This is a genomic window from Agrobacterium sp. T29 (genome assembly GCF_006970545.1).
Classification (GTDB): Bacteria; Pseudomonadota; Alphaproteobacteria; order Rhizobiales; family Rhizobiaceae; genus Agrobacterium; species Agrobacterium leguminum.
In genome coordinates this window covers 189,792-215,154 of record NZ_CP040642.1, presented here as the reverse complement: position 1 = coordinate 215,154, position 25,363 = coordinate 189,792, and the positions used below count along the sequence as shown (strand labels likewise).

The window sequence follows — 25,363 nt, the reverse complement described above, 5'->3', positions numbered from 1 at the left end:
ATGGAACAGAGTATCTCCATTCGCGAGTTGAAATTAAATTATGGCACCGTCGAAGTCCTGAAAAATCTTGATCTTGAGATTGCCAAAGGCGAATTCCTCGTATTGCTCGGATCATCGGGTTGCGGAAAATCGACATTGCTGAACTGCATAGCGGGGCTTATCGAGCCAACCGATGGTCAGATACACATCAACGGTCGTAACGTTACATGGGAGGAACCCAGCAAACGTGGCATTGGAATGGTGTTCCAGTCTTATGCGCTCTATCCGCAGATGACCGTTGCCGGGAACCTGTCATTCGGTCTGAAAAATGCCGGTGTTCCGAAAGACGAAATCAATCGCCGTATAGCGAAGGCAGCGTCTATCCTCCAGATCGAGCCCCTGCTCGGCCGCAAGCCATCCGCTCTTTCCGGAGGCCAGCGTCAGCGTGTCGCGATCGGTCGCGCCCTCGTGCGGGACGTGGATGTGTTCCTGTTCGATGAACCCCTCTCCAATCTCGATGCCAAGCTGCGTGCTGACCTGCGTGTAGAAATCAAACGGCTACACCAGACGCTGGGCAACACGATGATCTATGTGACCCACGATCAGGTCGAGGCAATGACGCTTGCCGATCGTATAGCGGTCATGAAGGGCGGCGTGGTGATGCAATTGGCAACGCCACAAGAGATCTACAATATGCCGGCGAACAAATATGTGGCTGACTTCATTGGATCGCCAGCCATGAATTTCCTTCAAGGGCACGTCGAGAACAAGGTCTTCCATATCGATTCGATGAAGATACCGCTGGATAGATACAGTTTCAAAAGTGATAAGCATTCTCGTAATGTGTGGCTTGGCATCCGCCCGGAACACGTCGTTCACGGGGCGGCTCTGGAAAATGCGACAATCAGCTTCGATACGACAATCGATCTGGTCGAGCCGATGGGTGCCGATACGCTGGTATGGACAACCGTGTCCGGCCAGGTGTTCCGCTTTAGAATGGATGGGCAGGCAAACGTTTCCAGAGGCGATAGCATGACTGTCGGTTTCGATGTCGCGCGGGCCTCTCTTTTCGATGGCGAAAGTGAGCTTAGACTTTGATTTCATTGTGCAGTGAGGCTCTCTTGTCGAGTGACTCTCTGTATAGTCAGAAAAAACACAGGACGAGGAGTACAGAGATGCGTCTTGCCCCGCCGGATCCCAATCATTTCACGACAGAACAGCGCAGAGTCCATGATGTGATCGCATCCGGACCTCGCGGGCGTGTAAGAGGGCCACTTGCTTTATGGCTCCATCGCCCGGAACTTGCTGAAGCAGGGCAAAAACTGGGGCAATATTGCCGGTATGGATCGTCTCTCCCGCCCAGGCTTGCGGAAATCGCAGTACTTGCCCTGGTGCGGCTCTGGGATTCGGAGCTGCCGTGGTACGCGCACAAGACGGAAGCTTTGAAAGCGGGTGTCGAGCCGGAGATTATCGAAGCTATCCGTAACGGCATGCAACCGGATTTTCCCGACGCTGAGGCAAGCCTCGTTTATCAGGTCGTTCAGGAGATCACCAACGATCGAAAAATATCCGACAAGGTTTACGACGACGCTGTGGCCGATCTGGGCAAGGATGCTATGGTCGATCTCGTCGCTATCACAGGATATTACACCTTCGTGGCCATGACAGTGAACATCTTCGAGCTTCCGTTGCCCGAAGGAGTCGAGCCGGAATTCTCCCGCTAGAAAGAACGTCTTCGCCGCTTTCACACGATCCCATGGTGAATACCTTGAATACCGATCAAAAAATCACAGGATTTCCAATGACTACAAATTCTTCGAGACCCTTCGTTCTGGTGCATGGCGCGGGCCATGGAGGCTGGGTCTGGCGTTATCTCTCTGATCTGCTCACTGCTGCGGGTCATCGCGTATTCACACCGACCCTGACAGGCCTTGGTGAACGTTCGCATCTTCTGAGCGACAAGATAACGCTCTCGACCCATATTGACGATGTGGTCAATGTCTTCCGCTGGGAAGATCTTACGAATGCTGTTCTTGTGGGGCATTCATATGCCGGATGGGTCGTGAGCGGGGCTATGGAAAAGCTCGAAGGCCGTGTTGCGGGCATTGTCTATCTCGATGCCTTTCTGCCTGACGACGGCCAATGCGGATTTGACTTTCTGAACGAGCAGCAAAAGGCTGCTTTCAATGCCGCACAGGAAAAGGGCGAACTTTCGCGGCCCGGTCCGACATCCGCCGGATTGAGGATACAGGATCCCGCGCGCGCAGCATGGGTCGATTCAAAAATCGCACCGCAACCGATTGGCGTTTCGCTGGAGAAACTGACGTTGAGCGGTGCTCGTGATCGTGTCGCAAAGAAAATCTATGTTCGCACGCCTCTCTTCCCACAGCCGTATTTTGATGCCGCATTGCAGCGTTGCCAGAATGATCCCGCCTGGGAAGCAATCGTTCTGGATGGATGCGGCCATGACCCGATGGTTGACAGACCGGATGCCGTTCGGGACATTTTGTCAAGCATCCCCTGATTTGAAGGCTATGATACCGGGCGCAATTCTAATGCCCCCGGTTTCACGCTCGTTCTATGCTGCCAGATCATCCGGGCAGCATAGAACCATAGATATGTATCCTGAAACTGCTGGAAAATTCTTTCGCCCGTCAGCAGGGCGGAGGCAATTTTGTGACATCGGGAATCCTGAGCCTGGCCGTCCTGAATTCGCCAGTCTGAAGTTTTGAAAGGTATTGTTTGTGCGTCCGGTTTTCTCGTTGGAAAAATTGAGGCAAGCGCCGTTCTCTCTAGACGACGAAGCCCTGGACTGGGTGAAAAGTGTTTTTTCGTCTCTTGGCATCAACGAAAAGCTGGGCCAGATACTGCTTCCTGTCTGCCGGGATCTTTCGCCGCAAGCGATCGATGGCGTCCTTGATTATCATGTCGGTGGCCTTCACCGTATGATACGCCGGGAGGAAGAGGAGCTTCGCGGCAGTGCTGCCTATGCACAGTCGAAGGCAAAAATTCCGCTGCTGATGGCATGCGATATTGAATTCTCCGAGAAAAGCAGTCCGGCAGCCGGAACTCTTTTTCCAAACCAGATGGCTGTCGCTGCAACCTCCGATCCTGTCAATGCCTACCGGATGGGAGCCATTGCAGCGAGGGAAGGTCGTTATCTGGGCTTTTCCACAAGCTGGACACCGGTAGCCGATCTTGCCATCAATTTTCACTCGACGGTCGTGAACACAAGGGCATTCGGTGATCGTACCGATGACGTTGCCAGTTTTGTCAATGCCTACCATGATGGTGCCCGTGAAAACGGCTTTGCAACGTGCCTGAAACACTGGCCAGGCGACGGGCTGGATACGCGCGATCAACACTTCGTCACGACACATAACACCATGGGCATGCATGGCTGGAGAAGCACATTCGGACGCATTTTTCGCGATGCGATCGACAAAGGCGTGCAGATAATCATGTCCGGACATATAACGTTGCGGTCCTATTCCGGGGAGCTTGGTGAAAAAGCCTCAAGTCCGGCTCATATGCCTGCGTCCCTGAATGAAGATCTCAACATCGGTTTGTTAAGAGGTGAGTTGGGGTTCAATGGTGTGATTGTTTCTGATGCGACTGGAATGGTCGGCTTCGAGGCATGTGGTAGCCGTGATGTGCTTGTCCCTCTTTGCATCGAGAGCGGTTGCGACATTCTGCTTTTCCCAAAAGACATTGCTACGGACTTCAATCACCTTAAAAATGGTCTTGGGAGCGGCGCGTTGAGCCAGCAGCGGGTTGATGAAGCGGTTCTTCGCATTCTGGCGCTGAAAGCGTCGCTAGGTCTTCATAAGGGAAGGGGGAGCCTTCCGGAAACCGCTTTGCGCTCTGAAATGTTGGCAACTGAAGAGCATGGCGAATGGAGTAACGAGGTAGCGCGCCGCGCGGTCACACGCGTCAAGGACACACAAAGCATTCTCCCGCTCGATGTTCACAAGCACAGACGCATTCTCCTGTCTCTCATCGAAAACCGGATGGCGCCGTCCGGTCCGCTACCGGAACTTGCGATAGGCGAACTGCTGCGTGAAGCAGGTTTTGACGTCACCATACTACGCCCGGGCGATGCTATAGATGCCGATCGCCATGATATCGGAATCTATGTCATGGCAGAGGAAGGGATGTCGGCAAAAGAGGTTCTTGGTCCGCGTTGGGGCGATTTGCATGGCCTTTTTCCAGCCTCCATGGAAAGACTATGGAACCATCTTCCGACCATTTATGTTTCCCTCGGTTCTCCTTTCCTGCTCTACCACATGCCGGAGTGCCGCACTTTTGTGAACGCATATTCCGCAGTTCTTCCGTGCCAGAAAGCAGTTGTAGAGGCGCTGACGGGTAAAATTTCTTTTACTGGCAAGAGCCCTGTTGATACCACCTGTGGGTTACCGGATTCTATCCGCTAGGCATTTCTCTTCACTTTTTTCCATTATCCCACAAAGCAGATGGTGTTAACTTGATTTTTGTACAGATTATTTTAGAAAAATTTTGAAAAGTCATTCATGATTAGAGGTTTGGCTAGACTTATCTAAGCGAAGTTGCTGCGCGCAACGAACTATCCCAAACTATTCCATAATCCGATGGAAAGAGGTTTGGACAGATGCTCACAGAGGAACAAAACGGGCTAGTCGATGCGATCAGGCGTTTTTCGCAGGCTGAGCTTGCGCCAGGTGCCCTGGCACGCGCGCACTCCCGCGAATATCCTTGGGACGTGGCCGGGAAACTGTCCGGCATGGGACTTCTTGGGATTACAGTTGGCGTCGAAGATGGCGGCGTTGGTGGCACACTCATGGATGCCGTCCTTGCCATTCAAACCGTTGCAAGCGTGTGCCCGAAGAGCGCCGATATCGTCCAGGCTGGAAATTTCGGGCCTATCCGCACATTCGTAGAATATGCCTCGCCGGAGCAGAAGGAGCGTTGGCTCGGCGATCTTCTTGCTGGCCGGATGCTCATATCGCTGGGAATGAGCGAGCCGGATGCAGGGTCAGCAGTGACCGAAATTACGACGTCGGCAAAAGAAGATGGTGATGACGTCGTGATCAACGGCTCGAAGGTGTTTTCCACTCACAGCCCGGATGCCAAGCTTTTCCTTATTTATGTCCGGTTTGGACCGGGTGTTGATGGAATTGGATCGGTGCTGATCGAGCGAGGTACGCCTGGCTTCGTGGTCGGAGAACGTTCTTCATTCATGAGTGGTGAGGAATGGTGCCCTCTCTATTTCGATAATTGCCGAATACCGAAATCCAACATACTGCTCGGTCGCGGCGGGTTCAAACGCCAGATTGCTGGCTTTAACGTGGAGCGCCTCGGCAATGCATCACGCGCGTTGGCGCTTGGTCGGTACGCCTTCGAAACCGCGAAACAGCATGCCGTCGATCGCAAGCAGTTCGGTCGTCCGCTTTGCGATTTCCAGGGAATTCAGTGGAAGTTTGCTGAAATGGCGATGAAGCTGGAATCCGCTCAGATGTTTCTGCATCGCGCCGCCAATATCCCGGATGGAGAGCTCCCTAGCGCGCAGGATACGGCAATGGCAAAGCTTGCCTGCAACCTTGCAGGCTGGGAAGTATCCAATGAAGCGCTGCAGGTGATGGGCGGTTACGGTTATTCGACCGAGAGCTTGGTTGAATACTGCGTCAAGCGAACGCGAGGTTGGATGATCGCTGGCGGTTCAATTGAAATGATGAAGAACAGAATAGCCGAACATGTCTTCGAACGACGTTTCGACCAGCGCAGGTAATGGCTTGCTTAGCTGAGCAGCTTCCGTCTTTCAGAAAGTGTATTTATGACCAAGGTCCGGCTAGAGCGTGAGGACAACATTGGTGTGGTTGTCATCGACAACCCACCCGTCAATGCGGGATCTGCGGCGGTCAGGCAGGGATTACTCGAATGTATCGCGTCTGTCGATAAAGACCCGACTTTGAGAGCAGGGGTCCTCATTGGATTTGGAAAGACATTTATCTCGGGTTCGGACCTGAAGGAATTCGATCTTCCGCTGGATCCACCGCAATTGCCGCAAGTTATCGAGGCAATCGAACTCAGTGCCAAACCCTGGATCGCTGCACTCCACGGAGCGGCGCTCGGCGGAGGCTTCGAGCTGGCCCTCGGTTGTGATACGCGGCTTGCGCTGTCCGGTACCGTCGTCGGACTACCTGAGTGCGGACTTGGTATGATCCCGGGCGCGGGCGGCATTCAGCGTTTGACACGGCTGATCGGGAGAGTTCGGGCAATAGACCTCATTACCTCGTCGCGCCGCATTGAAGCACTTGAGGCGGCAGCTTTCGGGATGATCGATGAGATATGCGCAGGTGATCTGCGCGAAGCAGCGGTGGACGCAGCGAAAGCCCTGCACTCGAAACGTCGGCTGGTCGAAAAACCGGTTCCGCCGGAGCACGAAAACGAAATATTTGCCGCTGAGCAACGTGCTGCCATTGCTGGACGAAAGCGTCCTCACATCCTTTCTGCAATTCGGCACATCGAAGCTGTGGGCAACCTGCCATTCAACGAAGGCCTTCTCGCCGAAAGACAGGATTTTCAAAAATTCCGCATTTCTCCAGATGCGCGCGCTTACCGCAGTATCTTTTTTGCGGAGAGGGCTGCCGGGCGAGTGGATGTGGACATCAAGGCCAAGACGCCATCAAAAATTGGCATCATTGGTTCGGGTGAGGCGGCCTATTCCATAGCCCTTTCAGGCGTTCTTGCCGGACAGCAGGTTATGCTTTTCGAGCTTGATGGCAAAACATCAAGTGCAATGGAAGACGAAATACAGGCGGCGCCTCATAAAAAGGTCAGCGAGGCTAATCCCGCCTCCGCGTCTGTCGAAAGCGCGCTCACTCGCTTGTCGGTGGTATACGAAATCTCCAGCCTGTCTGAGTGCGGCGTCGTAATCGAGTCGATGGACGGAAACCTCGACGCAAGGAAATCGGCGCTGTCACGCTTCGGACCGCATTTCAATGCAGATGCGCTCATCGCGAGCGCGACCGGAGATGATGCAGAAGCTCTATCTTCCTTCGTCAATAATGCAGAGAGAATGATCGGTCTCCACTTTCTCAATCCTCGCGATCCTGAAGGCGTTGTCGAGGTCGTCAAAACAACGATGAGTTCCGCGCGCTCAATAGCAGAGGGCGTTGCTGTTGCTCGGGCTTTTGGTCACAAAGCAGTAATCGTCAGAAACGTGCCAGGCTTTGCTGGCAACCGCATTTTTGCAGCTTATCGCAATGCTTGTGAGGCGATGGTTGCCGAAGGCATGTCAGCGGTCGATGTCGACAATGCACTTGTTGATTTCGGTTTTACCCATGGGCCACTTGGTGCCGTTAATGGTCATGCATTTGCTAAAAATAATATGACTGGGCCCATGATTTCGGCGCGCGACATTCAACGCCAAGCGCTGACTGCCATGGTGAATGAAGCAGAGCGGGTTCTTGCGGAAGGGGTAGCCGAAAAACCTGGTGACATAGACGTTATCATGGTCAATGCGTTTGGGTTTCCCCGCTGGTTTGGCGGCCCCCTCCACTGGGCCACAAGCGAAGGAGCATCCGGCATTCTGAAAAAGACCTCCCAACGCACTTAAGCGGTTGAAATGTTGAATACTTCAATTTTCAGACCTGTGGTATTAAAGCCGCCAGACGCCATGCGCATGCATGATCGGTGTCTCTTCCTGAAACAGGGTGCCATCAACGAACGACGTGCGACCGCCTGCTTTTGCTATATTGGGGATAACCGTGGCAAACTGGCCAATCTGCATCGGCGTCATGAACTGGTGACTGAGGCTGATCGTTGCAACCCGCGTCGCACCGGACGTCAGTCGCGCAGTCATTCCAAACGCTCGGTCCATGAAGGTCATCAGCATGCCGCCGTGAACGACACCGTTTCTGTTGACGTGGCGCTCGTCGGCAACGAAACCGAACTCCTTGGCGCCGTCATTATCCCGGATCCACACTCCTCCGAGATAGGCAATCAATCCTTCGGACGGATCGTGAATCCATCCTGCATCCAGAAGTTGTTGGTTCAAAACAGCAGTCTCCTCTCCTACTAACGCCTCCAGACAATCACGCGAGACAGAAAATTTAGCCTGACCTTTGGTTAGGCCAACATGCTTTTTTTGCAAGTTGCATGTCTGTTCCGCATTCCTCATCAATACGAGACCGTGGAGGGTTACGTAACGAAGAGGAGGAGCGTCACGTGATGAATGTCGACACGCGAGAATTGGCAGGGGGAATTTTCCTGCTCGCATTGGGAGTTGCGTTTGCCGCCTATGCCGCAATGAATTATTCAACTGGCACGATCACAAGAATGGGACCGGGTATGATTCCCGTCGCGCTTGGCGGGCTGCTGGCTTTTTTTGGAGTGATCATTGCTATCGGCGCTTTTTTCCGGATGGTAGAGCACGCCGAAATCCGCTGGATCGTTCCGCTCATCGTGCTTGGAAGCGTGCTTGTCTTTGCCGCTTTGATCAAACCTTTTGGTCTTGTTCCAGCCGTAGCGGGCAGCGCAATCGTCGCGACTTTCGCTGAGTTCAAATTCCGTCCGCTTTTCAGCCTGACGCTTGCCGTCGTGCTCTGCGTCATGGCCTGGCTCATCTTCATCGTTGGTCTCCAGCTTCCCATTCCTCTGATTGACTGGTCACTCTGATGGATCTGCTTTCAAATCTTTTACTCGGTCTTGAGACCGCTTTTACGCCCATCAATTTGCTTTATTGCTTTATTGGCGTGTTTTTGGGAACGCTCGTGGGCGTATTGCCCGGCATCGGGGCGCTTGCCGCGATTTCAATGCTGTTTCCGCTCACATTCCATCTTGAGCCGACAACTGCGCTCATCATGCTTGCGGGCATCTATTACGGCACGGCTTATGGCGGCAGTACGGCGTCCATTCTGCTGAACATTCCGGGCGGGACGTCCAGCGCCGTTACCTGCCTTGATGGCTATCCTATGGCCAAGCAGGGAAGAGCCGGTGTGGCGCTTGCGACCACGGCGATCGGTTCATTCTATGGCGGCGTGTACGGGATCATCGTGCTTAGCATCTTCTCTCCGCTTATCGCGGGATGGGCGCTGTCCTTCGGCTCGGCGGAATACTTCGCGATGATGGTCCTTGGTCTCGTCGCCGCATCGGCCATCTCGGACGGCTCCGTCGTCAAGGGCCTGGCCATGGTCGTGCTTGGCATATTGCTGGCGACCGTGGGCATGGATCCGCAAAGCGGGTCGGAGCGCTTCACTTTCGGCTCGCTCGATGTTCTTGATGGTCTAAGCATCAGTGCGCTCGCCATGGGATTGTTCGGCATTACGGAAATCATGATATCCGTGCGTCGGACCGATACGTCGAACCTTAACCCGAAAGCGTTCAACATGCGCTCGATGATGCCGACGCGTGACGACATCCGGCGGTCCTGGGGACCGATGTTCCGTAGCTCGACAATCGGATCGTTCTTCGGCGCGCTGCCCGGTACTGGCCCTTCGGTTGCGTCCTTCGTGGCTTACGCGGTTGAAAAGCGGATATCCAAGACGCCAGAGCGTTTTGGCAAGGGTGCGATAGAGGGCGTTGTAGCTCCTGAGACCGCGAACAATGCCGCAGATCAGACAGGCTTCATTCCAACCCTGTCGCTCGGCATTCCCGGTAGTGCGACCATGGCACTGATGATCGGCGCTCTGATGGTGCATGGCATCCATCCCGGTCCCAAGTTGATCAGCGAGCAGCCCAGCCTTTTCTGGGGACTCGTAATGAGCTTCTGGATCGGCAACGTGCTTCTCGTCATCCTCAATCTGCCTTTGATCGGTCTGTGGGTTCGCCTGCTTTCGGTGCCCTACAAGATGCTCTACCCGGCAATCGTCATGTTCGTGTGCATCGGTGCCTACAGTGTCCAGTATAGTGCATTCGATGTCATGGTCGTTTTTGGCTTCGGTATGTTGGGCTACATCATGCGCATCTTTGGATTGCCGGCCGCGCCACTTTTGCTGGGCTTCGTGTTGGGGCCGCTGATCGAACAGCATTTCCGACGCGCCATGGTGCTCGCAAGAGGTGACCTTACTCACCTCGTCGAGCGCCCGATTACCGGCGTTATCCTCGCTATCACCGTCGGCATCCTCGCCTGGAACATCTTTGCTGCGCTTCGCCATAGAAAGAAGGAAAAGCTGCGTTTCGAAAATCTCGCGACGGAGGTGCGGGACTAGAAAAAATGCGGGGCCGGAAACCGGTCCCGCCACTGTCAAATTCAAACGGGAGGATAAACAGATGAAATTTCTACAGATTGCATTGCTTGGCTTCGTGGCTGGGACTGGCACGGCATCGGCTCAGGATTTTCCGAATAAAACCGTCACGATCATCATTCCATATGGCGGCGGCGGTTCTACAGACCTCATCGCTCGTCAGCTGGCACATGAGTTGAACCAAATATGGGGGCAGCCTGTGATCGTTGAAAATCGTCCGGGTGCCGGATCGATGATCGGAACCGCTTATCTTTCGAAATCGAAGCCTGACGGATACACGTTGCTGGTCAATACCGCCGCGCACGCCGCCGCTCCAGCGGTGCAGAAATCTCTGCCGTTCAACCCTAAAACCGACATAACGCCAATCGGCATGGTCGCTACCAGCCCTTACATGGCAGTGGCGGGAGCAAACGTGAAGTCCACCAATTTCGCAGAATTTCTGAAAGAGGCGAAAGAGCGCCCTATGTTCTTTTCCACGGCGGGTGTTGGAAGTTCGAGCCACTTTGCTGCCGAATTGTTGATGCAGCAGGGCGATATTCCCGGTGATGTGGTTCACTATGCCGGAGGTGGTGAAGCGCAGGTCAATCTGATGGGTGGCCATGCTGATGTCTATATCAGCAACACTGCGAGCGTTATGCCATACGTAAACAACGGTCAGGTCAAACCACTTGTTATCCTTGGGCCAGACCGATATGACGCCTTGCCCGATGTTCAATCAAGTGGAGAAAACGGCGTTTCGGGAATTGAGATCGATGGCTGGAACGGGCTGTTCGGTCCAGGTAATATGGACCCGAAACTGGTAGAGAAGATCAACGCCGACATGCACGCCGCACTTGAGCGGGATACATTCAAGAAAGTTTTGGCCGACAATTTCGTTCAGCCTGGCAAAGGCTCTCCTGCGGAATTCAAGGAGCAGGTCGAAAAGGAAATGGATCTTTGGTCGAAGCTCGCGCAGGAGCGCAGTATCGTCGCTCAGTGATGCAGACCACCTAAGGCGCCCGGTCGACCGGGCGCCTGTCTGTTTTCGCATGTTTGTTAAGTCGCTCCTCCCGACAGCCCGGGTTTGCCATTGAGCCAGTTTTCCAGGTTCTTGACGGTCTCCTGGTAAAAGCTCTCGAAAGTTTCACGAACCGAATAGCCAAGGTGCGGCGTCAGCAGCGCGTTGTCGAGTTCACGTAGTGGATGAGAGGCGGATAGCGGTTCATGGTCGAAGACATCAATACCAGCCGCCCGCAGCCGCCCTTCTTTAAGCGCAGCGATCAGCGCTGTTTGATCGATGAGCGGTCCGCGCGATGTGTTGATGAGGATCGCGTCCGGCTTCATTATTTCAAGAGCGTTTGCATCGAGAATTCCGCGAGTCGTTTCACCAAGGACAAGTTGGAGAGTCACTACGTCGGACTGGCTGAGAAGAGTGTTGCGGGGAACCAGAACTGCACCTGCTGTTTCCGCACGCGCGGAAGTAAGATTGGGGCTCCAAGCCAAAACGTTCATGCCGAAAGCTTTTGCAACATGCGCCATACGGCTGCCCAATCTGCCCAGCCCGATGATGCCGATCGTTTTGCCATAGAGGCTGTTGCCCAGCCGGGTTTGCCACCCTCCCGATTTCATCGCCGCAGCTTCTTCGGGGATTTGGCGCATGAGCGAAATGATAAGGCCCCAGGCGAGTTCAACGGTGGCATATTGCCCGTTTCCGCTTCCGGTCGTGGAAAGCACGGTGATGCCGAGTTCGGCGGCGGTTTCATATGCGAGGGTGCGGTTGTGTCTGCCGGTCGCGATGATTGCACGAAGCCCAGGAAGAGCGTGAAGCAACTCAGAGGTGATGGCGGTTCTTTCCCGCAGCAGGCAGATCGCATCATATTGTGCAAGCTCCGATACCGGGTCAGACAATGGTTGGGTGAGGAAAGTGACCTCCGCACGCTGCCGCAGCTTGTCCCAGTCCGCAAGCTGGTGGGCAACGCCCATGTAATCATCCAGAACGGCAATCTTTGCCTTTCTATCTAGCGGAACATGGCGCGGCTTTATCATGGGTGGCGCTTCCTTTAGGAACATAGATTTTATCGAGTAGACCCGCAATGGGCTCATCCTTCGTAAACCATCATGTTCGTGGCTTATCGTTCGTAAATTAACTCGAGCTGTGCAAACTTCTACAGCCTAATGATCGCTCCAGGAAAACCTGACATTATGCAATTGAGACGACTTAATCTACCGTTGAATCCTCTTCGCGCCTTCGCGGTGGCTTGTCGGCACAAAACGTTCACAGCGGCTGCAAGAGAGCTTGGCGTCAGTCAGGTTGCCGTCAGCAGGCAGATTTCCATTCTGGAGAATTATCTGAATGTCAGCTTGTTCGAGCGCGGTAAGCGTTCGGCCAAACTCACGGAGGTCGGACGTGCTTTCGGGCATGAAATCTCAGGTCTTTTCGATGAAATTGAATTGGCAACGCAACGCATCATAAACCAGGAAACGGAAAGTACCGTAAATCTGCGAATTTACCCGACATTCGCAAACTACTGGCTGATGTCCCGGCTGGTGGATTTTACGGCTAGGTTTCCGGATATACGCGTCCGGTTCGACACCCGCGTCGAGCCACTCGATTTTCGTGGCACACATCTGGACGTGGCTGTGCAGCTTGGTTCGGGAACCTGGCGCGATGCAAAATGCCGCAGGCTGTTCGATGAGGAAATCGATGTGGTGTGCAGCCAGCGTTATCTAGAAACGGTTGGACCTGTGTCGCAACCCGAAGACGTCGCGCACTGCAATCTTATCCATTCACGGTATCGTCGAAGGGCCTGGGATCAATGGGCCGAAGCCCATGACGTCGATATAGCACATCATCAACGCATGGAGTTCGATAGCTCACTCTTGACCTTTTCTGCAGCGGAAAAGGGATTTGGCATGGCGTTGGGTCAGATCGGTGTTATTGATGAAGCGGTCGCAGAAGGGCGTTTGGTCCGCCCCCTCCGTCAGGCCATCCCCACGGGGTCGGCCTTCTATGTCGTCTGGCCGACAAGTGTCTCGGTCAACGTAAAGACGAAGCGGTTCATCGACTGGCTGCTGGAACAGGTGGGCGAAGCGCCCGAGTTTTTTTCGGCACGCAAGAACGGGTGATCCCGCGAACCGGATGTGACCTGGTTGGCGCTTCTGCAAAGGTCCGGCTGTAGCAGCCTGACTAAACATCAGGCAAATTCAGTAGTATCGACTGATACACTCTCTGCGAGGAAATAGCATTGAGGAGGATGTTTTGGGCGGGAGATTGAGCGGTAAGATTGCGGTCATTGTCGGGGCAGGTCAGCAGCCCGGTTCGAGCATTGGAAATGGGCGTGCCACAGCGATTCGATTTTCCGAAGAGGGCGCGACATGTCTGCTTGTCGATAGCAACGCAGAATGGGCAGAAGAGACGAGACGATCACTTCGGTTGGATGATCGCTCGACGGTATTCGAGGCCGATGTCACGAATGAGGACGCTTGCCAGCGGCTGATCGAGATTGCGGTTGAACGCTATGGTCGCGTCGATATTCTGCACAATAATATCGGAACATCGACGGGCGACCGCCCGACATCCGATCTTGCTGTCGAGGACTGGGACCGGATCATGACTGTCAATCTCAAAAGCATGTTTATGACGTGCAAATACGCTCTGCCGGTTATGCGCGCCCAGAAGGTAGGATCGATCATCAATATCTCGTCAACCTCGTCGCTTTCGAGCCGTCCAACGGTTGCCTACAAGACATCCAAGGGTGCCATAAATACGCTTACTCAGCATATTGCGGCTGAAAACGCAGGTTTCGGGGTGCGAGCAAATGGAATCGTTCCGGGACTGATCGATACTCCAATGGCTATTGAACGGAGGGTAAAGGAAACCGGTCGTACGCATGAAGATATACGTGCAGAAAGAGACAGTCTTGTCCCAATTGGCTACATGGGAAGCGCCTGGGATGTTGCCCATGCTGCGGTTTACCTCGCATCCGAAGAAGCGAAATACGTCACAGGTGTTCTTCTGCCCGTGGATGGAGGCCTCCTTCTCAAGAGGGGCTAGGATGCCGATTATTTCATGCGTGTGAGGAAGACTTGAAGCATTCACTGGCTCTGGCCGACGAATAGGCTGCGGAGATAAAGAGATGACCATCAATCCCCTGATCGTACTGGCAGATGTAGCAGCGGCATGGAACACGAAGCCGCTTGATCCCGACGTTGAACACCATGCACGCAGAGCTGTCCTCGATTGGTTTGCAGCACTCGTGCCTGGTTGTCATGAGGGCCCTGCGCCGCTTCTTGCAAAGGCACTTGTTTCCCAGCGAGGTCTGGGAAAAGCGATCTGTTACGTCGATGGACAGGCGAGCTCCGCACGTCATGCCGCTCTCCTCAACGGAACTGCGAGCCACACGGCTGAATTCGATGATATCTATCGCGACGGCGGGTATCATCCCGGCAGCCCGACCATCTCTGCAGCACTCGCCGTGGCGCAAGACATGGGTGCGACATATCAGCAGTTCCTGAGAGCGGTTATCGGTGGCTTCGAAGTGGGCTGCCGTATCGCACTGGCTTTGCAGCCGAGCCACTATCGCAATTGGCACATCACGGCCACAGTTGGTACGATTGGCGCTGCCGTGGCAACGGCCATGTTGAAAGGTGGATCAGCCGGGACAATCGCGCACGCAATCGCGATTGCGACAAGCTTCGCTGGTGGACATCAGGAAAATCTCCAGGGTGAGGGGCTGACGAAGCCGATGCACAGTGGCCATGCGGCTGACGCAGGTGTTCTTGCCGGTCTTTCCGCCGCCGCCGGAATAACAGGCTCTCTCAACAGTCTGCACGCGCCGCATGGTTATGCTGCAGCGACCAGCGACGACCGGGGTAACTGGGAAGCCGCTCTTGAGGGACTAGGTGTCTGGACGCCCATCACGCGGATCACCTTCAAGAACTATGGGTGTTGCGGACATATCTTCCCAACCCTCGACGGGCTGTCGATCTTGATGGAAAAGCACGGATTGGTGCGCAATGATATCAAAAGCGTTCATGTATCGGGTTACGGGCCGACAAAGTCGATCTGCGATCGAATGCAGGTGGAAAGCGCACGAGACGCCCGGTTCAGCTTGCAGTATTGCGTTTCAGCTCTTCTGGTTACAGGCAAGGTACGATTGGACGCGTTCTCTGAAAAAACGCTCGGCAATCCAGCGATCCGGCAATTCATGGACCACATCACGGTTACGACCGACGATGAAATCGCCGCACTCTACCCTCGTTTGCGGCAGGCCAAAATTCGGGTTGAGCTTCTGGATGGTCGGGTCCTCGAGCATCATCAGGAGACCAGAAAGGGAGATCCTGAAAATCCGCTTTCAGACGGAGAGCTCGTGGAAAAATTCATGGAGCTAACCTCTCCGCTTGGAGTTCGCTCTCAATTGGCGTTGAAGGAAAAGATTCTGCGCGATGACCTGTTCTCCGACGATTTGTCCTTGCTCGCAAGCTAGTCGCACCACTACGTGTTAGTAACACAGACTTTCTAGATACATCAGCGGAAGCATATCGAAATGTGGCTCGGATGAGCCTTATTTCTTTTATGCATATGCTCTAATCTCCGCTCTATGCCCAACATTTTGTTGGGCATAGAGCTCTTGAAAGTTTCTTGCGGACTTCCGGTCGAAAGATCACCCTCGAAGCATAGGATTGCACGCGAGGAGTTGGGAGGCTCGGGTCGTAAAGGTCACGGTGGGCATTCAATGCTCGATTGATGCCTCTTCGATCTTCTTCGTATTTCTAGCCAATCTCCAGTCATCACCGCTTTGGTCTTTAGTCAGGGCGAGATGGACATGACGCATGCATGGGAGGATTTATGTCGTCTACCAAAAAAGTCATAAAGAGCGTTTCCTTCACCCCCGTCGAGACGGAGGCCGAAGTCGTAATTTCGTTTGCAGGTGTCGGTAAGACATTCAAGGCAGGTGTCGCCGAGATCCAGGCCACCAAGGACATCAATGTCGATATTCGCGAAGGCGAGATCGTCACGATTGTTGGCCCGTCGGGATGCGGCAAGTCGACAATGCTGAACTTGACCGCTGGTCTGCTTTCGCCAACGGTCGGCACGGTGAAATACCGCAATGTTCCTATCTCCGACGTCAACGGACGCACGGGCTACATGACGCAGAGCGACCACCTTCTTCCGTGGCGGACGGTTGCAGGCAATATCGCGGTGCCTCTCGAAATAAGAGGATTGGGCAAGAGCGAGCGCAAGGCGCGCGTCGAAGAGCTTGCCGAACTCGTCGGCCTGACGCAATTTCTGGAGTCGTATCCATCACAGCTTTCGGGCGGCATGCGCAAGCGTGCGGCGCTTGCGAGATTGCTGGCCTATGATCCTGAAACTTTGCTTCTCGACGAGCCCTTTGCCGCTCTGGACGCGCAACTGCGCATCAAGATGCAGACGGAACTCTTTCAGCTGTCGCGCAGGCTTAAAAAGACAGTGCTGTTCGTCACGCACGATATCGATGAGGCTGTGGCATTGGGAGATCGATGCCTCGTCTTTTCCGGCAGACCGGGAACGATCGTAAAGAACATCGAGGTTCCGCTTCCTCGCGAGCGTTCGATCCTCGCTTTGCGCAAGGACCAGACCTATCAGCAACTTTGCTCCGATCTGTGGGACATTCTTGCGCCTTCAATGACCGCTGCGCACTGACTTTTGCGGTGCCGGCGTCAAGACCGATTTCGGGAGGTAAACATGAAAATATTTTTGGGAAGAATTGCGCTGATACTGGCGCTTCTCTGCATCTGGCAGTTTGCGTCGGGCAGATTTGCCGATCCATTCTTCGTCAGCAGTCCGCTTGAAGTTGGCGCGCGCTTTTGGGTGCTGCTAACATCAGGTCGGCTGTTTGATCATGGCTGGATTACGCTGGTGGAAACATTGGGTGGATTTGCGCTCGGTGCGGCAGCGGGTATCACGGTTGGCCTGATCCTTGGTCGTAATGAAACGCTTGCTAAGCTTCTCGATCCCATCCTTATCTCGCTCTATAGCTTACCCAAGGTTGCGCTGGCTCCACTTTTTATTATGTGGTTCGGCATCGGCATCGAGATGAAAATCATGCTGACTGCAGTCATCGTCTTCTTCCTCGTCTTTCTCAATACCTATAGCGGCGTTAGAAGTGTCAGCGGCGAGCTGGTTGAAATTCTGCGTCTCATGGGGGCGAAAGAACGCCACCTCGTTGCAAAAGTCATCATGCCTTCGGCGATCCAGTGGGTGTTCACCGGCCTTAAGCTTTCGGTCCCCTATGCTCTGATCGGCGCGATCGTTGGTGAAATCATGGCATCCAACCGGGGCCTCGGTTACCTGCTTCAGGATGCTGCGGGACAGCTCGATACAGGCGGCGTGTTCGCGGCGCTGATCGCCATTATCTTCCTCGCGCTTTGCCTGCAGATGGCGGTGAAGTTTGCCGAAAAGAAGCTGATGCCCTGGAAGACGGTGGCCAACGACCGCGAGCTGACGATCTGAAATCGAATACTCGAAGGCACAAATTTGAGAAATCATGGGAGGAAAATATGATTACTCGGTCAATTATTGCTGCAATCACAATGGCCGTCGGTCTTATCGGCGGGCCCGCTCACTCGGCGGACTCACTGAAGGTCGCCTTGGGTACTGACGGCTTCGTCCACCTTCCTCTCTTCGTTGCCTATGACGGCGGCCTTTTCAAGGAAGAAGGACTGGATGTAGAACTCGTTAAGTTCAAGGGTGGCGGTGCTGCCATGTCTGGACTTGTGGGTGGCAGCGTTCAGATTTGCTCATGCTCGGTGCAGAACGCTATCAATGCCACCGAGAAAGGTGCACCGGTAAAGCTGATCGGTGCGATGATCGACCAGTACGCGTCCAACATCGTGGTGACGGAAGAAGCCGCCAAGCGCATTGGCCTCACACCGGAAATGCCTATGGAGAAGCGTCTCGCTGCGCTTAAAGGCTTGAAAATTGCCGCAGCCGGTGCCGGTGGTAGTGCCGACTTTCTGGTGCGCCACCTTGCGGGCGCAGCAAAGCTTTCGCCTGAAAGCGACATGAGCCTTCTCTACATGAACGACAGCGGTGCAATGTTGGCATCGTTCGACCGTGACCGTATTGACGGCTTTGCCCTCTCTTCGCCGACCTCGGATATTGCCATCCTCGACCACAAGGGAAAGATGCTGATCGATATGTCTTCGGGGCAATATAAGCCGCTTGCCGGATATCCTTCGATTGCAATTTCCGCACAGGACAGTTGGCTCGCTGGCAATCGCGAACTGGCCGTAAAATTCCTGCGGGCAATCACCAAGGCCGATACCCTCATCCGTAACGATCCTGAAAAAGCCAAGGCTGCGGTTCGCAAGCGTTTCGAAGCGACATCCGATCCAGTGTTCGAGGCGGCATGGAAGTCGAATGCTGGCACTTATCCTGAAACACCGGCACTCACCCCCGAAACGGTCGGTCGCGTCATACAGTTCCTGGGCGAACTTCAGGGAGCCAAGATTGCAGGCACACCGGAAACCTATTTCGATAACAGCTATGTCGAACAGGCTGTCGCAGAACTGAAGAAGTGACCGTGTGAATTGAAAATAGCTAGTGAGCGGGGGAAAGCGAAAGCCTCACCGCTCACAACCGCATTTTTCCTCTCGATGGGTTAAGCACACAGGAGAGGTTGACGACAGGAGGCAGGAAATTGGCGTTGGTAGATTTCAAAGTCGAAGATCGTATCGCGGTTGTCACCATCGACAACCCTCCGGTCAATGCCCTGAACCAGCAGGTCCGTAAAGAACTCCTTTCGGTGATCGAGGCGATCGAGGCAGACGCAGATATCGAAGCCGTGGCGCTATGCTGCGCTGGAAGAACTTTCGTTGCCGGCGCGGATATCAATGAACTTGGAAATCCACAGCAGCCTTATCTGCCGGACGTGCTGCAAAAGATCGATAGATCCGGCAAGCCATGGGTGGCGGCCCTGCATGGCACGACGCTTGGTGGTGGGCTTGAACTGGCCATGGCATGTCACGGACGCGTTGCTGTAAAGGGAACGAAACTAGGGCTGCCTGAAGTTACACTCGGTGTCATACCTGGCTCGGGTGGAACAGTGCGGCTTCCGCGATTGATCCCTTTGGAAAAAGCCATCAGTCTTATTACCAGCGGAAAACCTGTGTCGGCAGATGAAGCTTTGGCCACTGGTCTTATTGATCGGCTTGTCGAAGGTGATTTGGTAGGGGAAGCGCTCCGTTACGCGTGGTCGCTTTTGAAAAACCCTGTGGAGCCGCTGCTTCAATGCGAAGTTCAAGATGCAGACAGTGTTGACTGGGAAGCGGCACAACGCTCGGTCCGTTCGAAGGCACGCGGCGCGGTGGCACCTGTTGAAGCTCTTAAAGCGCTGAAGGATGCGGCAACGTACGATCCTGACACGGCGCTCGCCAGGGAGAGACAGCGCTTTCTGCGGCTTGCCCTGTCTGATGAATCCCGTGCATTGAAACATATTTTCTTCGCAGAACGAAACGCCGGGCAGAGCCTCAAGAATGCATCCGTGGCTCCGGTCGATCTATCACATGTCGGTGTTATCGGCGGTGGAACGAGGGGGGCGGGGATCGCTGCCGCATTGCTGCTTGCCGGCTCATATGTAACTCTTGTAGAGCAGACAGCTGACGCGGCGCAAAAGGCGCAGGAGCGCGTGCAGTCAACGCTCACTCAAAGCGCTGAGCGTAAAGTCATCACCGCTGAAGCGGCGGAGCTGGCAATGCAACGCTTCGTCACGGCTTCGGATTTTAATGCACTGAAAGAATGCCCACTCGTTATCGAGGCTGTGTTCGAGGATATGGCGGTCAAGCGAGAGGTTTTTTCCAAACTCGATGCCATTATGCCGGATACAGCGATCTTGGCCACCAATACGTCCTATCTGGATGTCGATGTGTTGGCTGCATCGACGGATCATCCGGAAAGAATTCTGGGGCTGCATTTCTTCTCCCCTGCCCACATCATGAAACTACTGGAAATCGTAAGGGGAGCCAAAACGGGTTCCGTTGCTCTCGCCACAGCTCACGAACTTGCCAAACATTTGCGGAAGATTCCGGTCGTGTCCGGTGTGTGCGATGGCTTCATCGGCAACAGGATCATGGCCGCCTATCGTCGCGACTGCGAATTCATGCTGGAAGAGGGTGCCCTGCCTTCCGAGATTGATACTGCCATGCGCAACTTCGGCTTTGCCATGGGTATATTCGAGGTTCAGGATATGAGCGGTCTCGACATTGCCTGGGCACAGCGCAAGGCTAAAGCCCCATCAAGATCAGGCGGCGAACGTGTGGCCCATATCGCCGACAGGCTTTGCGAGGCCGGTCGCTTTGGCAGAAAGACCGGCAAGGGTTGGTATGATTACGCCAGCGGCAAGCCCGTCCTGGACGACGAGGTAAAAGACATCATTTTCGATGAAAGCAAGCGGGCTGGTATCTCCCGCCGGCCCTTCACCGAGGCAGACATCATGAGCCGTATCATCCTCACCATCCAGAAAGAGGGTATGGCGGTGCTGAAAGAAGATATCGCCGAAAATGCCGGTGATATCGATGTCGTGATGGTCAACGGCTATGGTTTCCCGCGCCACAGGGGTGGCCCGATGCACATGGCGAATGCTGAAAGTATCGAAGTGCGAACGGTCGCGTAAGCGGCACCGTTGACTATTCGATCATTTACGCTCGCGCCGCTCATGAAAATGCATCACCGCGCGAGTGTAGTGGCTCCTTTATTCTCTGAGAGATGTCTTATGGAAAGTCCCTTGGTAGCGCTTGCAGGTCAAGCAGATCGGTCGAGATCGACCCAACTGACGCCGCAACTGGAGGCGGCAGCGCGGCGCGCACTTCTCGACTGGTTCGCGACGATGCTTCCCGGGAGCAACCAAGAAACGTCGCTTGCTCTTCTTCGCGCAGTGGAGTTGGAAGACGCACCCGGACGTGCGGTTTGTTATGCGGACGGCGCAACACGCTCTCCAAGGGCCGCTGCATTGCTGAACGCAACCGCAAGCCATATCGTTGAGTTCGACGATATCTTTAGAGATGGTGGCTACCATCCCGGCAGCTCGACCATTGCAGCAGCCCTTGCTCTCGCGCAGCACCTGAGCAGGCCTTTAGGCGATCTTCATCGCGCGATCATCGGCGGATATGACGTTGGTTGCCGAATTTCGCTCGCGGTACAGCCAAGCCATTACGCCTTCTGGCATACCACTGCGACCATCGGCACGATGGGCTCGGCTGTCGCCTGCGCTATGTTGCTCAAATGTGATGCAGAAAAGATCGCGCACGCAATTTCTCTGGCGAGCAGCTTTGCCGGTGGCCATCAGCAGAATTTAAAAAACGGCGGCATGGCGAAGGCTTTACATGCGGGGCATGCAGCTGAAGCCGGTATGCTCGCGGCATTTGCCGCAGCCAGCGGCATGACGGGCTCTCCAGATGCCTTACACGGTAAAACCGGTTATGCGGCAGCGACGAGCGCTTCGATGGGTGACTGGGCTACCGCTTTGAAAGGTTTGGGGGAGCGGAACCCGATTGAGCAGATGACGATCAAGAACCATGGATGTTGCGGCCACATCTTCCCCGCGATCGATGGCCTCCGTCTCATGCGTCAACGGCACGGTTTCACATGGTCGGACATCAGATCGATAACAATCGATGGATATGATGCGACCAAAAGCATGTGTGATCGTCCCGATCCCAAAAACGCGGCTGATGCACGGTTCAGCACGCAATATTGTATCGCCGCCGACATGGTGCTTGGCGCGGTTCGGCTGAGCGCCTTTGAAGACGCGGCACTCGATAATCCCGATATTCGTGCATTGATGCCGAATGTCTCCGTGAATGTCGATCCCACGTTGGCCAGCCTTTATCCCAAACAGCGCATGGCAAAACTGGCCGTACAGCTAAAAGACGGTCGTTATTTCGATCATCTTCAAGAAACGAGAAAGGGAGATCCAGAAAATCCCCTGAGCTTGGAGGAACTCGTTCAAAAGTTCGATGAACTGGCAGGTAGCGTTCTAACTAAACCTCAGATTGAGACCTTAAGGGTGAGAATTCTGACCGGAACGGAGCTGCCGTATCACGCGGATTATGTTGCCCAACCTAATGTTGGCCAAGGCTGACTTGATCCTCGGTTGCAGTATTACGGCCTCTCTCACTAATCATGAATGATGCCAAAACGGCGCGGAGGAGTGCAGCCGTTCGCATCATCAAATTCGAGGAAGAACACGATGAACATTGCCAACCGCCAAGCCGAGTTCGTGCTGGTAAGCGAAAAAAACGGTATCGCGACGATTACGCTGAACCGACCAGATGTACGCAACGCCATCAACGACCAGATGCGCGCCGAGCTGATTGCAGCATTTGAAGCAGCAGGTAGCGATAAGGCCGTACGCGGTATCATCCTGACAGGTGCCGGTAAAGGTTTCTGCTCGGGTGGCGATGTCGGCGGTATGCGCGCCCGGTTGGATGCACCTTCAGGTGAGGTCGCGTTCAACGGCTGGAAGCGACAGCAGAGCACCCACCGGGGCGTTGCCGCTATCCACGGCATTTCGAAACCAGTTATCGCCGCTGTCAATGGTGCCGCATTCGGCCTGGGTCTGGATATGGCTCTCGCATGCGATTTCATTGTGGCATCGGAGGGCGTAAAGCTCTCAATGAGCTTCATCAAGCGTGGCCTCGTTTCCGATGGCGGCGGCATGTATTTCCTCCCAAGACGCGTTGGCCTTGCCAAGGCCAAGGAGCTTATTCTGACCGGTCGGGTTCTTGAGGCAGAAGAAGCCCTTCAGATTGGCATGGTGGACCGTGTGGTTTCTCCAGACGCGCTGATCGACCATGCTCAGACCTGGGCAGAAGAGCTTTGCATCGGCTCCCCTGCCGCGATCGCCTTGACGAAGTCGATCCTCGACAAGACGTTCGAGAGCACGGATGAGCAGGTCTTTGCTCTGGGCCGTGAAGCTCAGGCTATCTGCTACACGACCGCTGAACACCGCAAGTCCGTTGAGGATTTCCTTAACAAGTCTTCGAAGTGAGGGAGATGACATGAGTATCGTAAATACAATTCTCAACCCTCGCAGCGTCGTCGTCGTTGGTGCATCCAACGATCCGTCAAAGTTGACGGGGCGACCCGTGGCTTACTTGCAGCGGCATGGCTTTGCGGGCGACATCTACCCGATCAACCCGCGCTATGATACGATTGCCGGGCTCAAGTCGTATGCCGATCCGCGCGATCTTCCCGCCGCTCCTGACCTCGGGCTGGTTCTTGTTGGCGCCGACCGCGTTATCGAATCTGTCCGTCAGTTGGCGCAGGCCGGTACGAAAGCGGCTGTCGTGTTGGCATCGGGGTTTGGCGAGAGTGGTGAAGAGGGCCGTGCGCGGCAGCAGCAGCTCCTGGAAGCCGCTGGCGATATGCGCATTCTTGGCCCCAACACAATCGGCCTTGTCAACTTGACCGACAAGATCATGCTCACCGCTTCCGGTGCGATGGAGATGGACGATTTTCCGTCAGGCTCGATTGCACTCCTGTCCCAAAGCGGTGGAATCATGGGTTCGCTTCTTTCAAGGGCCGCGGGACGTGGTATCGGGTTCTCCAAGCTTGTGGCGACAGGGAACGAATGTGATCTGGAAGTGTCTGATTTTCTCGACGCTTTCGCAGAGGACGAGGCGACGACTGTCGTCGCGCTTTATCTGGAAACCATCCGAAACGCCGCCAAATTCAGGGCTGCTGCAAAGCGCGTTATCGATGCCGGAAAGAGCATCGTTGTTTACAAGGTCGGCAAGTCTGAATCAGGTGCTAATTCCGCAGTCTCGCATACGGGTGCTTTGGCTGGCGCCGATGAGGTTTACGATGCGCTGTTCAGGCAGCTTGGCATTATCAGGGCACAGACTTTTGCAGACCTTCTCGATGTCCCCGCGATTCTCGCATCCGGTCGCAGGTTGGCTGGCAACCGGGTTGCCATCGTAACGTCTACCGGCGGTGCGGCCACGATTGTCGCCGACAATGTCGGCTGCCTTGGCCTCGCTATGCCAAGCCCTGACCAGGAAACCGCCGAAAAGCTGCTTGCGCTCGAGCTGAAAGAAGCGGTTTTGGATCGCAATCCGATCGACGTGACATTGGCGGGTCTGCGCCCGGATCTTTTCCGCTCGATCATCAAGATACTGGCGGAAAGCCCAAATTTCGACGCAATTGTCGTTGTTTTGGGGTCGTCCTCCATCGCGCAGCCGGATGTCGTGGCACGGCCGCTCCTTGATTCTATGGCGATGACGAACAAGCCTCTGATTGCTTATGTCAGCCCGGAAGCTCCAAACATCGTGCGTCACCTCAATACCAACGGTGTTCCTGCATTCGCAGCACCAGAGAGTTGCGCATCCGCGCTTGCCGCTCTGTTGAAGGTTGGAAAATCCGAAAACGTGGAAGCTCGCGAGCAACAGAACATCGATTGCTCCGACATTGTCGCCGGCTCGATGAACGAGGCCGACGCCAAGTCGCTTTATGCACGCTTCGGCGTTCCCGTCACGAAGGAATTTGCTGTTTCGACAGCTGAAGAGGCGGCAGAAGCGGCAAAGACTTTCGGTGGCCCGGTCGTCATCAAGATACTATCGGACGAGATTCTCCATAAGTCAGAAGTCGGCGGCGTCGCCGTCGGTGTCGCGGGGGATCAGGTCTTAAAGGTTTGTAACGACATGATGGCGCGCGTTCGCTCCGCTACCGACGCTCGGATCGATGGTTTCTTGGTTCAGGAATACATAACGGGTGGTGTCGAGCTTATTCTTGGCTTCAACCGCGATCCCCAGCTCGGACCTTATATCCTGCTAGGTGCAGGCGGGGTCACAACGGAGCTGTATCAGGACGTATCTCTGCGGTTGCTGCCTATCGACAGGAAACAGGCAGTATCCATGATTGATAACCTGAAATGCTCCGCGCTTCTCAAGGGGTTCCGCGGCAAGCCGCTGGCCGATACGGATGGTCTGGTTTCCACCATCCTGTCGTTCGCTGACATGGCGCATTCTCTTGATGACCGCCTCGTCGAGGCCGAGATCAACCCTGTTTTCGTCTTGCCGGAAGGTCAGGGCGTAAGGGCGGGAGATGCTCTTGTCGTCATCGGCGAATAGCTGAGCAAAAGTCCTTAAATTAAAGCACGTTATGTTTAATCTTACCCATGAAACGTGCTTTAACTCTTTGTTTT

At 54.7% G+C, this 25,363-nt stretch carries 21 protein-coding genes; 19 read left to right on the top strand and 2 right to left on the bottom strand.

The features are described from left to right. The 6 genes from FGF54_RS26080 to FGF54_RS26055 all read left to right on the top strand — a co-directional run bounded on the left by FGF54_RS26080 (nucleotide 1) and on the right by FGF54_RS26055 (nucleotide 7,573). The gene (locus FGF54_RS26080) at nucleotides 1–1,077 is read left to right on the top strand and encodes an ABC transporter ATP-binding protein (RefSeq protein WP_142781807.1); all 1,077 of its coding nucleotides are present in this window, start codon (nucleotides 1–3) and stop codon (nucleotides 1,075–1,077) included. Nucleotides 1,078–1,154: 77 nt separating this feature from the next. Beyond that, the gene (locus FGF54_RS26075) at nucleotides 1,155–1,703 is read left to right on the top strand and encodes a carboxymuconolactone decarboxylase family protein (RefSeq protein ID WP_142781806.1); all 549 of its coding nucleotides are present in this window, start codon (nucleotides 1,155–1,157) and stop codon (nucleotides 1,701–1,703) included. 44 nt (nucleotides 1,704–1,747) lie between these two features. Further along, entirely contained in the window at nucleotides 1,748–2,503 is a 756-nt protein-coding gene (locus tag FGF54_RS26070) for an alpha/beta fold hydrolase (protein ID WP_246667078.1), read from the top strand. Nucleotides 2,504–2,723: 220 nt separating this feature from the next. After that, complete coding sequence (locus FGF54_RS26065) at nucleotides 2,724–4,412, top strand: glycoside hydrolase family 3 protein (RefSeq protein WP_142781984.1); 1,689 nt, start codon at nucleotides 2,724–2,726, stop codon at nucleotides 4,410–4,412. Between the two features lie 194 nt (nucleotides 4,413–4,606). Beyond that, nucleotides 4,607–5,743, top strand: coding sequence for an acyl-CoA dehydrogenase family protein (locus FGF54_RS26060; RefSeq protein ID WP_142781805.1), 1,137 nt, complete (start codon nucleotides 4,607–4,609; stop codon nucleotides 5,741–5,743). A 45-nt stretch (nucleotides 5,744–5,788) separates the two neighbouring features. After that, nucleotides 5,789–7,573: an enoyl-CoA hydratase-related protein gene (locus FGF54_RS26055; RefSeq protein WP_142781804.1), complete on the top strand. Its 1,785-nt coding sequence runs from the start codon at nucleotides 5,789–5,791 to the stop codon at nucleotides 7,571–7,573. Between the two features lie 42 nt (nucleotides 7,574–7,615). Here the strand turns inward: FGF54_RS26055 and FGF54_RS26050 are convergent, their stop codons facing one another. Continuing rightward, the gene (locus FGF54_RS26050) at nucleotides 7,616–8,110 is read right to left on the bottom strand and encodes a PaaI family thioesterase (RefSeq protein WP_168208271.1); all 495 of its coding nucleotides are present in this window, start codon (nucleotides 8,108–8,110) and stop codon (nucleotides 7,616–7,618) included. A 77-nt stretch (nucleotides 8,111–8,187) separates the two neighbouring features. Here FGF54_RS26050 and FGF54_RS26045 point away from each other — a divergent pair, with 77 nt between their 5' ends. The 3 genes from FGF54_RS26045 (at nucleotide 8,188) to FGF54_RS26035 (ending at nucleotide 11,181) form a co-directional block, all read left to right on the top strand. Further along, on the top strand, nucleotides 8,188–8,634 hold the full coding sequence (locus FGF54_RS26045; RefSeq protein ID WP_246667084.1) for a tripartite tricarboxylate transporter TctB family protein: 447 nt from the start codon (nucleotides 8,188–8,190) through the stop codon (nucleotides 8,632–8,634). Then, nucleotides 8,634–10,166, top strand: a complete 1,533-nt coding sequence (locus tag FGF54_RS26040; RefSeq protein WP_142781801.1) for a tripartite tricarboxylate transporter permease — start codon at nucleotides 8,634–8,636, stop codon at nucleotides 10,164–10,166. Before FGF54_RS26045 ends, FGF54_RS26040 begins: the two co-directional genes overlap by 1 nt. Nucleotides 10,167–10,227: 61 nt before the next feature. Then, on the top strand, nucleotides 10,228–11,181 hold the full coding sequence (locus tag FGF54_RS26035; RefSeq protein ID WP_142781800.1) for a tripartite tricarboxylate transporter substrate binding protein: 954 nt from the start codon (nucleotides 10,228–10,230) through the stop codon (nucleotides 11,179–11,181). Between the two features lie 56 nt (nucleotides 11,182–11,237). Here FGF54_RS26035 and FGF54_RS26030 read toward each other — a convergent pair whose 3' ends face one another. Continuing rightward, nucleotides 11,238–12,227: a D-2-hydroxyacid dehydrogenase family protein gene (locus FGF54_RS26030; protein ID WP_142781799.1), complete on the bottom strand. Its 990-nt coding sequence runs from the start codon at nucleotides 12,225–12,227 to the stop codon at nucleotides 11,238–11,240. A gap of 156 nt (nucleotides 12,228–12,383) precedes the next feature. Between FGF54_RS26030 and FGF54_RS26025 the strand changes: the two genes are divergently transcribed. The 10 genes from FGF54_RS26025 to FGF54_RS25980 all read left to right on the top strand — a co-directional run bounded on the left by FGF54_RS26025 (nucleotide 12,384) and on the right by FGF54_RS25980 (nucleotide 25,289). Further along, nucleotides 12,384–13,307, top strand: coding sequence for a LysR substrate-binding domain-containing protein (locus FGF54_RS26025; protein ID WP_142781798.1), 924 nt, complete (start codon nucleotides 12,384–12,386; stop codon nucleotides 13,305–13,307). A 145-nt stretch (nucleotides 13,308–13,452) separates the two neighbouring features. After that, nucleotides 13,453–14,235 (top strand): SDR family NAD(P)-dependent oxidoreductase, encoded by a 783-nt coding sequence (locus FGF54_RS26020; RefSeq protein ID WP_246667077.1) that lies wholly within the window; start codon nucleotides 13,453–13,455, stop codon nucleotides 14,233–14,235. A gap of 82 nt (nucleotides 14,236–14,317) precedes the next feature. Next, complete coding sequence (locus tag FGF54_RS26015; protein ID WP_142781796.1) at nucleotides 14,318–15,667, top strand: MmgE/PrpD family protein; 1,350 nt, start codon at nucleotides 14,318–14,320, stop codon at nucleotides 15,665–15,667. A 362-nt stretch (nucleotides 15,668–16,029) separates the two neighbouring features. After that, the gene (locus FGF54_RS26010) at nucleotides 16,030–16,863 is read left to right on the top strand and encodes an ABC transporter ATP-binding protein (protein WP_142781795.1); all 834 of its coding nucleotides are present in this window, start codon (nucleotides 16,030–16,032) and stop codon (nucleotides 16,861–16,863) included. Nucleotides 16,864–16,905: 42 nt separating this feature from the next. Further along, a complete protein-coding gene (locus FGF54_RS26005; RefSeq protein ID WP_142781794.1) occupies nucleotides 16,906–17,673 on the top strand; it encodes an ABC transporter permease in 768 nt (255 codons plus the stop codon). A gap of 47 nt (nucleotides 17,674–17,720) precedes the next feature. Further along, nucleotides 17,721–18,743 carry an ABC transporter substrate-binding protein gene (locus FGF54_RS26000; RefSeq protein ID WP_142781793.1) on the top strand — a complete coding sequence of 341 codons (1,023 nt, stop codon included), beginning with the start codon at nucleotides 17,721–17,723 and terminating at the stop codon, nucleotides 18,741–18,743. Nucleotides 18,744–18,862: 119 nt separating this feature from the next. After that, the gene (locus tag FGF54_RS25995) at nucleotides 18,863–20,833 is read left to right on the top strand and encodes a 3-hydroxyacyl-CoA dehydrogenase NAD-binding domain-containing protein (RefSeq protein WP_246667076.1); all 1,971 of its coding nucleotides are present in this window, start codon (nucleotides 18,863–18,865) and stop codon (nucleotides 20,831–20,833) included. Between the two features lie 111 nt (nucleotides 20,834–20,944). Then, nucleotides 20,945–22,300, top strand: a complete 1,356-nt coding sequence (locus FGF54_RS25990) for an MmgE/PrpD family protein (protein WP_246667075.1) — start codon at nucleotides 20,945–20,947, stop codon at nucleotides 22,298–22,300. Nucleotides 22,301–22,408: 108 nt separating this feature from the next. Then, entirely contained in the window at nucleotides 22,409–23,209 is an 801-nt protein-coding gene (locus FGF54_RS25985; RefSeq protein WP_142781791.1) for an enoyl-CoA hydratase/isomerase family protein, read from the top strand. A gap of 10 nt (nucleotides 23,210–23,219) precedes the next feature. Next, nucleotides 23,220–25,289, top strand: coding sequence for an acetate--CoA ligase family protein (locus FGF54_RS25980; protein WP_142781790.1), 2,070 nt, complete (start codon nucleotides 23,220–23,222; stop codon nucleotides 25,287–25,289). Nucleotides 25,290–25,363: the final 74 nt, after the last annotated feature.

Bases quoted from the DNA above. Each gene is read 5' to 3' on its own strand.
- FGF54_RS26045 (WP_246667084.1), top strand. From the start codon at position 8,188: ATGAATGTCGACACGCGAGAATTGGCAGGGGGAATTTTCCTGCTCGCA.
- FGF54_RS26060 (WP_142781805.1), top strand. From the start codon at position 4,607: ATGCTCACAGAGGAACAAAACGGGCTAGTCGATGCGATCAGGCGTTTT.
- FGF54_RS26075 (WP_142781806.1), top strand. From the start codon at position 1,155: ATGCGTCTTGCCCCGCCGGATCCCAATCATTTCACGACAGAACAGCGC.
- FGF54_RS26005 (WP_142781794.1), top strand. From the start codon at position 16,906: ATGAAAATATTTTTGGGAAGAATTGCGCTGATACTGGCGCTTCTCTGC.
- FGF54_RS25985 (WP_142781791.1), top strand. From the start codon at position 22,409: ATGAACATTGCCAACCGCCAAGCCGAGTTCGTGCTGGTAAGCGAAAAA.
- FGF54_RS26015 (WP_142781796.1), top strand. From the start codon at position 14,318: ATGACCATCAATCCCCTGATCGTACTGGCAGATGTAGCAGCGGCATGG.
- FGF54_RS25980 (WP_142781790.1), top strand. From the start codon at position 23,220: ATGAGTATCGTAAATACAATTCTCAACCCTCGCAGCGTCGTCGTCGTT.
- FGF54_RS26055 (WP_142781804.1), top strand. From the start codon at position 5,789: ATGACCAAGGTCCGGCTAGAGCGTGAGGACAACATTGGTGTGGTTGTC.
- FGF54_RS26080 (WP_142781807.1), top strand. From the start codon at position 1: ATGGAACAGAGTATCTCCATTCGCGAGTTGAAATTAAATTATGGCACC.
- FGF54_RS26025 (WP_142781798.1), top strand. From the start codon at position 12,384: ATGCAATTGAGACGACTTAATCTACCGTTGAATCCTCTTCGCGCCTTC.
- FGF54_RS26030 (WP_142781799.1), bottom strand. From the start codon at position 12,227: ATGATAAAGCCGCGCCATGTTCCGCTAGATAGAAAGGCAAAGATTGCC.
- FGF54_RS26000 (WP_142781793.1), top strand. From the start codon at position 17,721: ATGATTACTCGGTCAATTATTGCTGCAATCACAATGGCCGTCGGTCTT.
- FGF54_RS26010 (WP_142781795.1), top strand. From the start codon at position 16,030: ATGTCGTCTACCAAAAAAGTCATAAAGAGCGTTTCCTTCACCCCCGTC.
- FGF54_RS26040 (WP_142781801.1), top strand. From the start codon at position 8,634: ATGGATCTGCTTTCAAATCTTTTACTCGGTCTTGAGACCGCTTTTACG.
- FGF54_RS26035 (WP_142781800.1), top strand. From the start codon at position 10,228: ATGAAATTTCTACAGATTGCATTGCTTGGCTTCGTGGCTGGGACTGGC.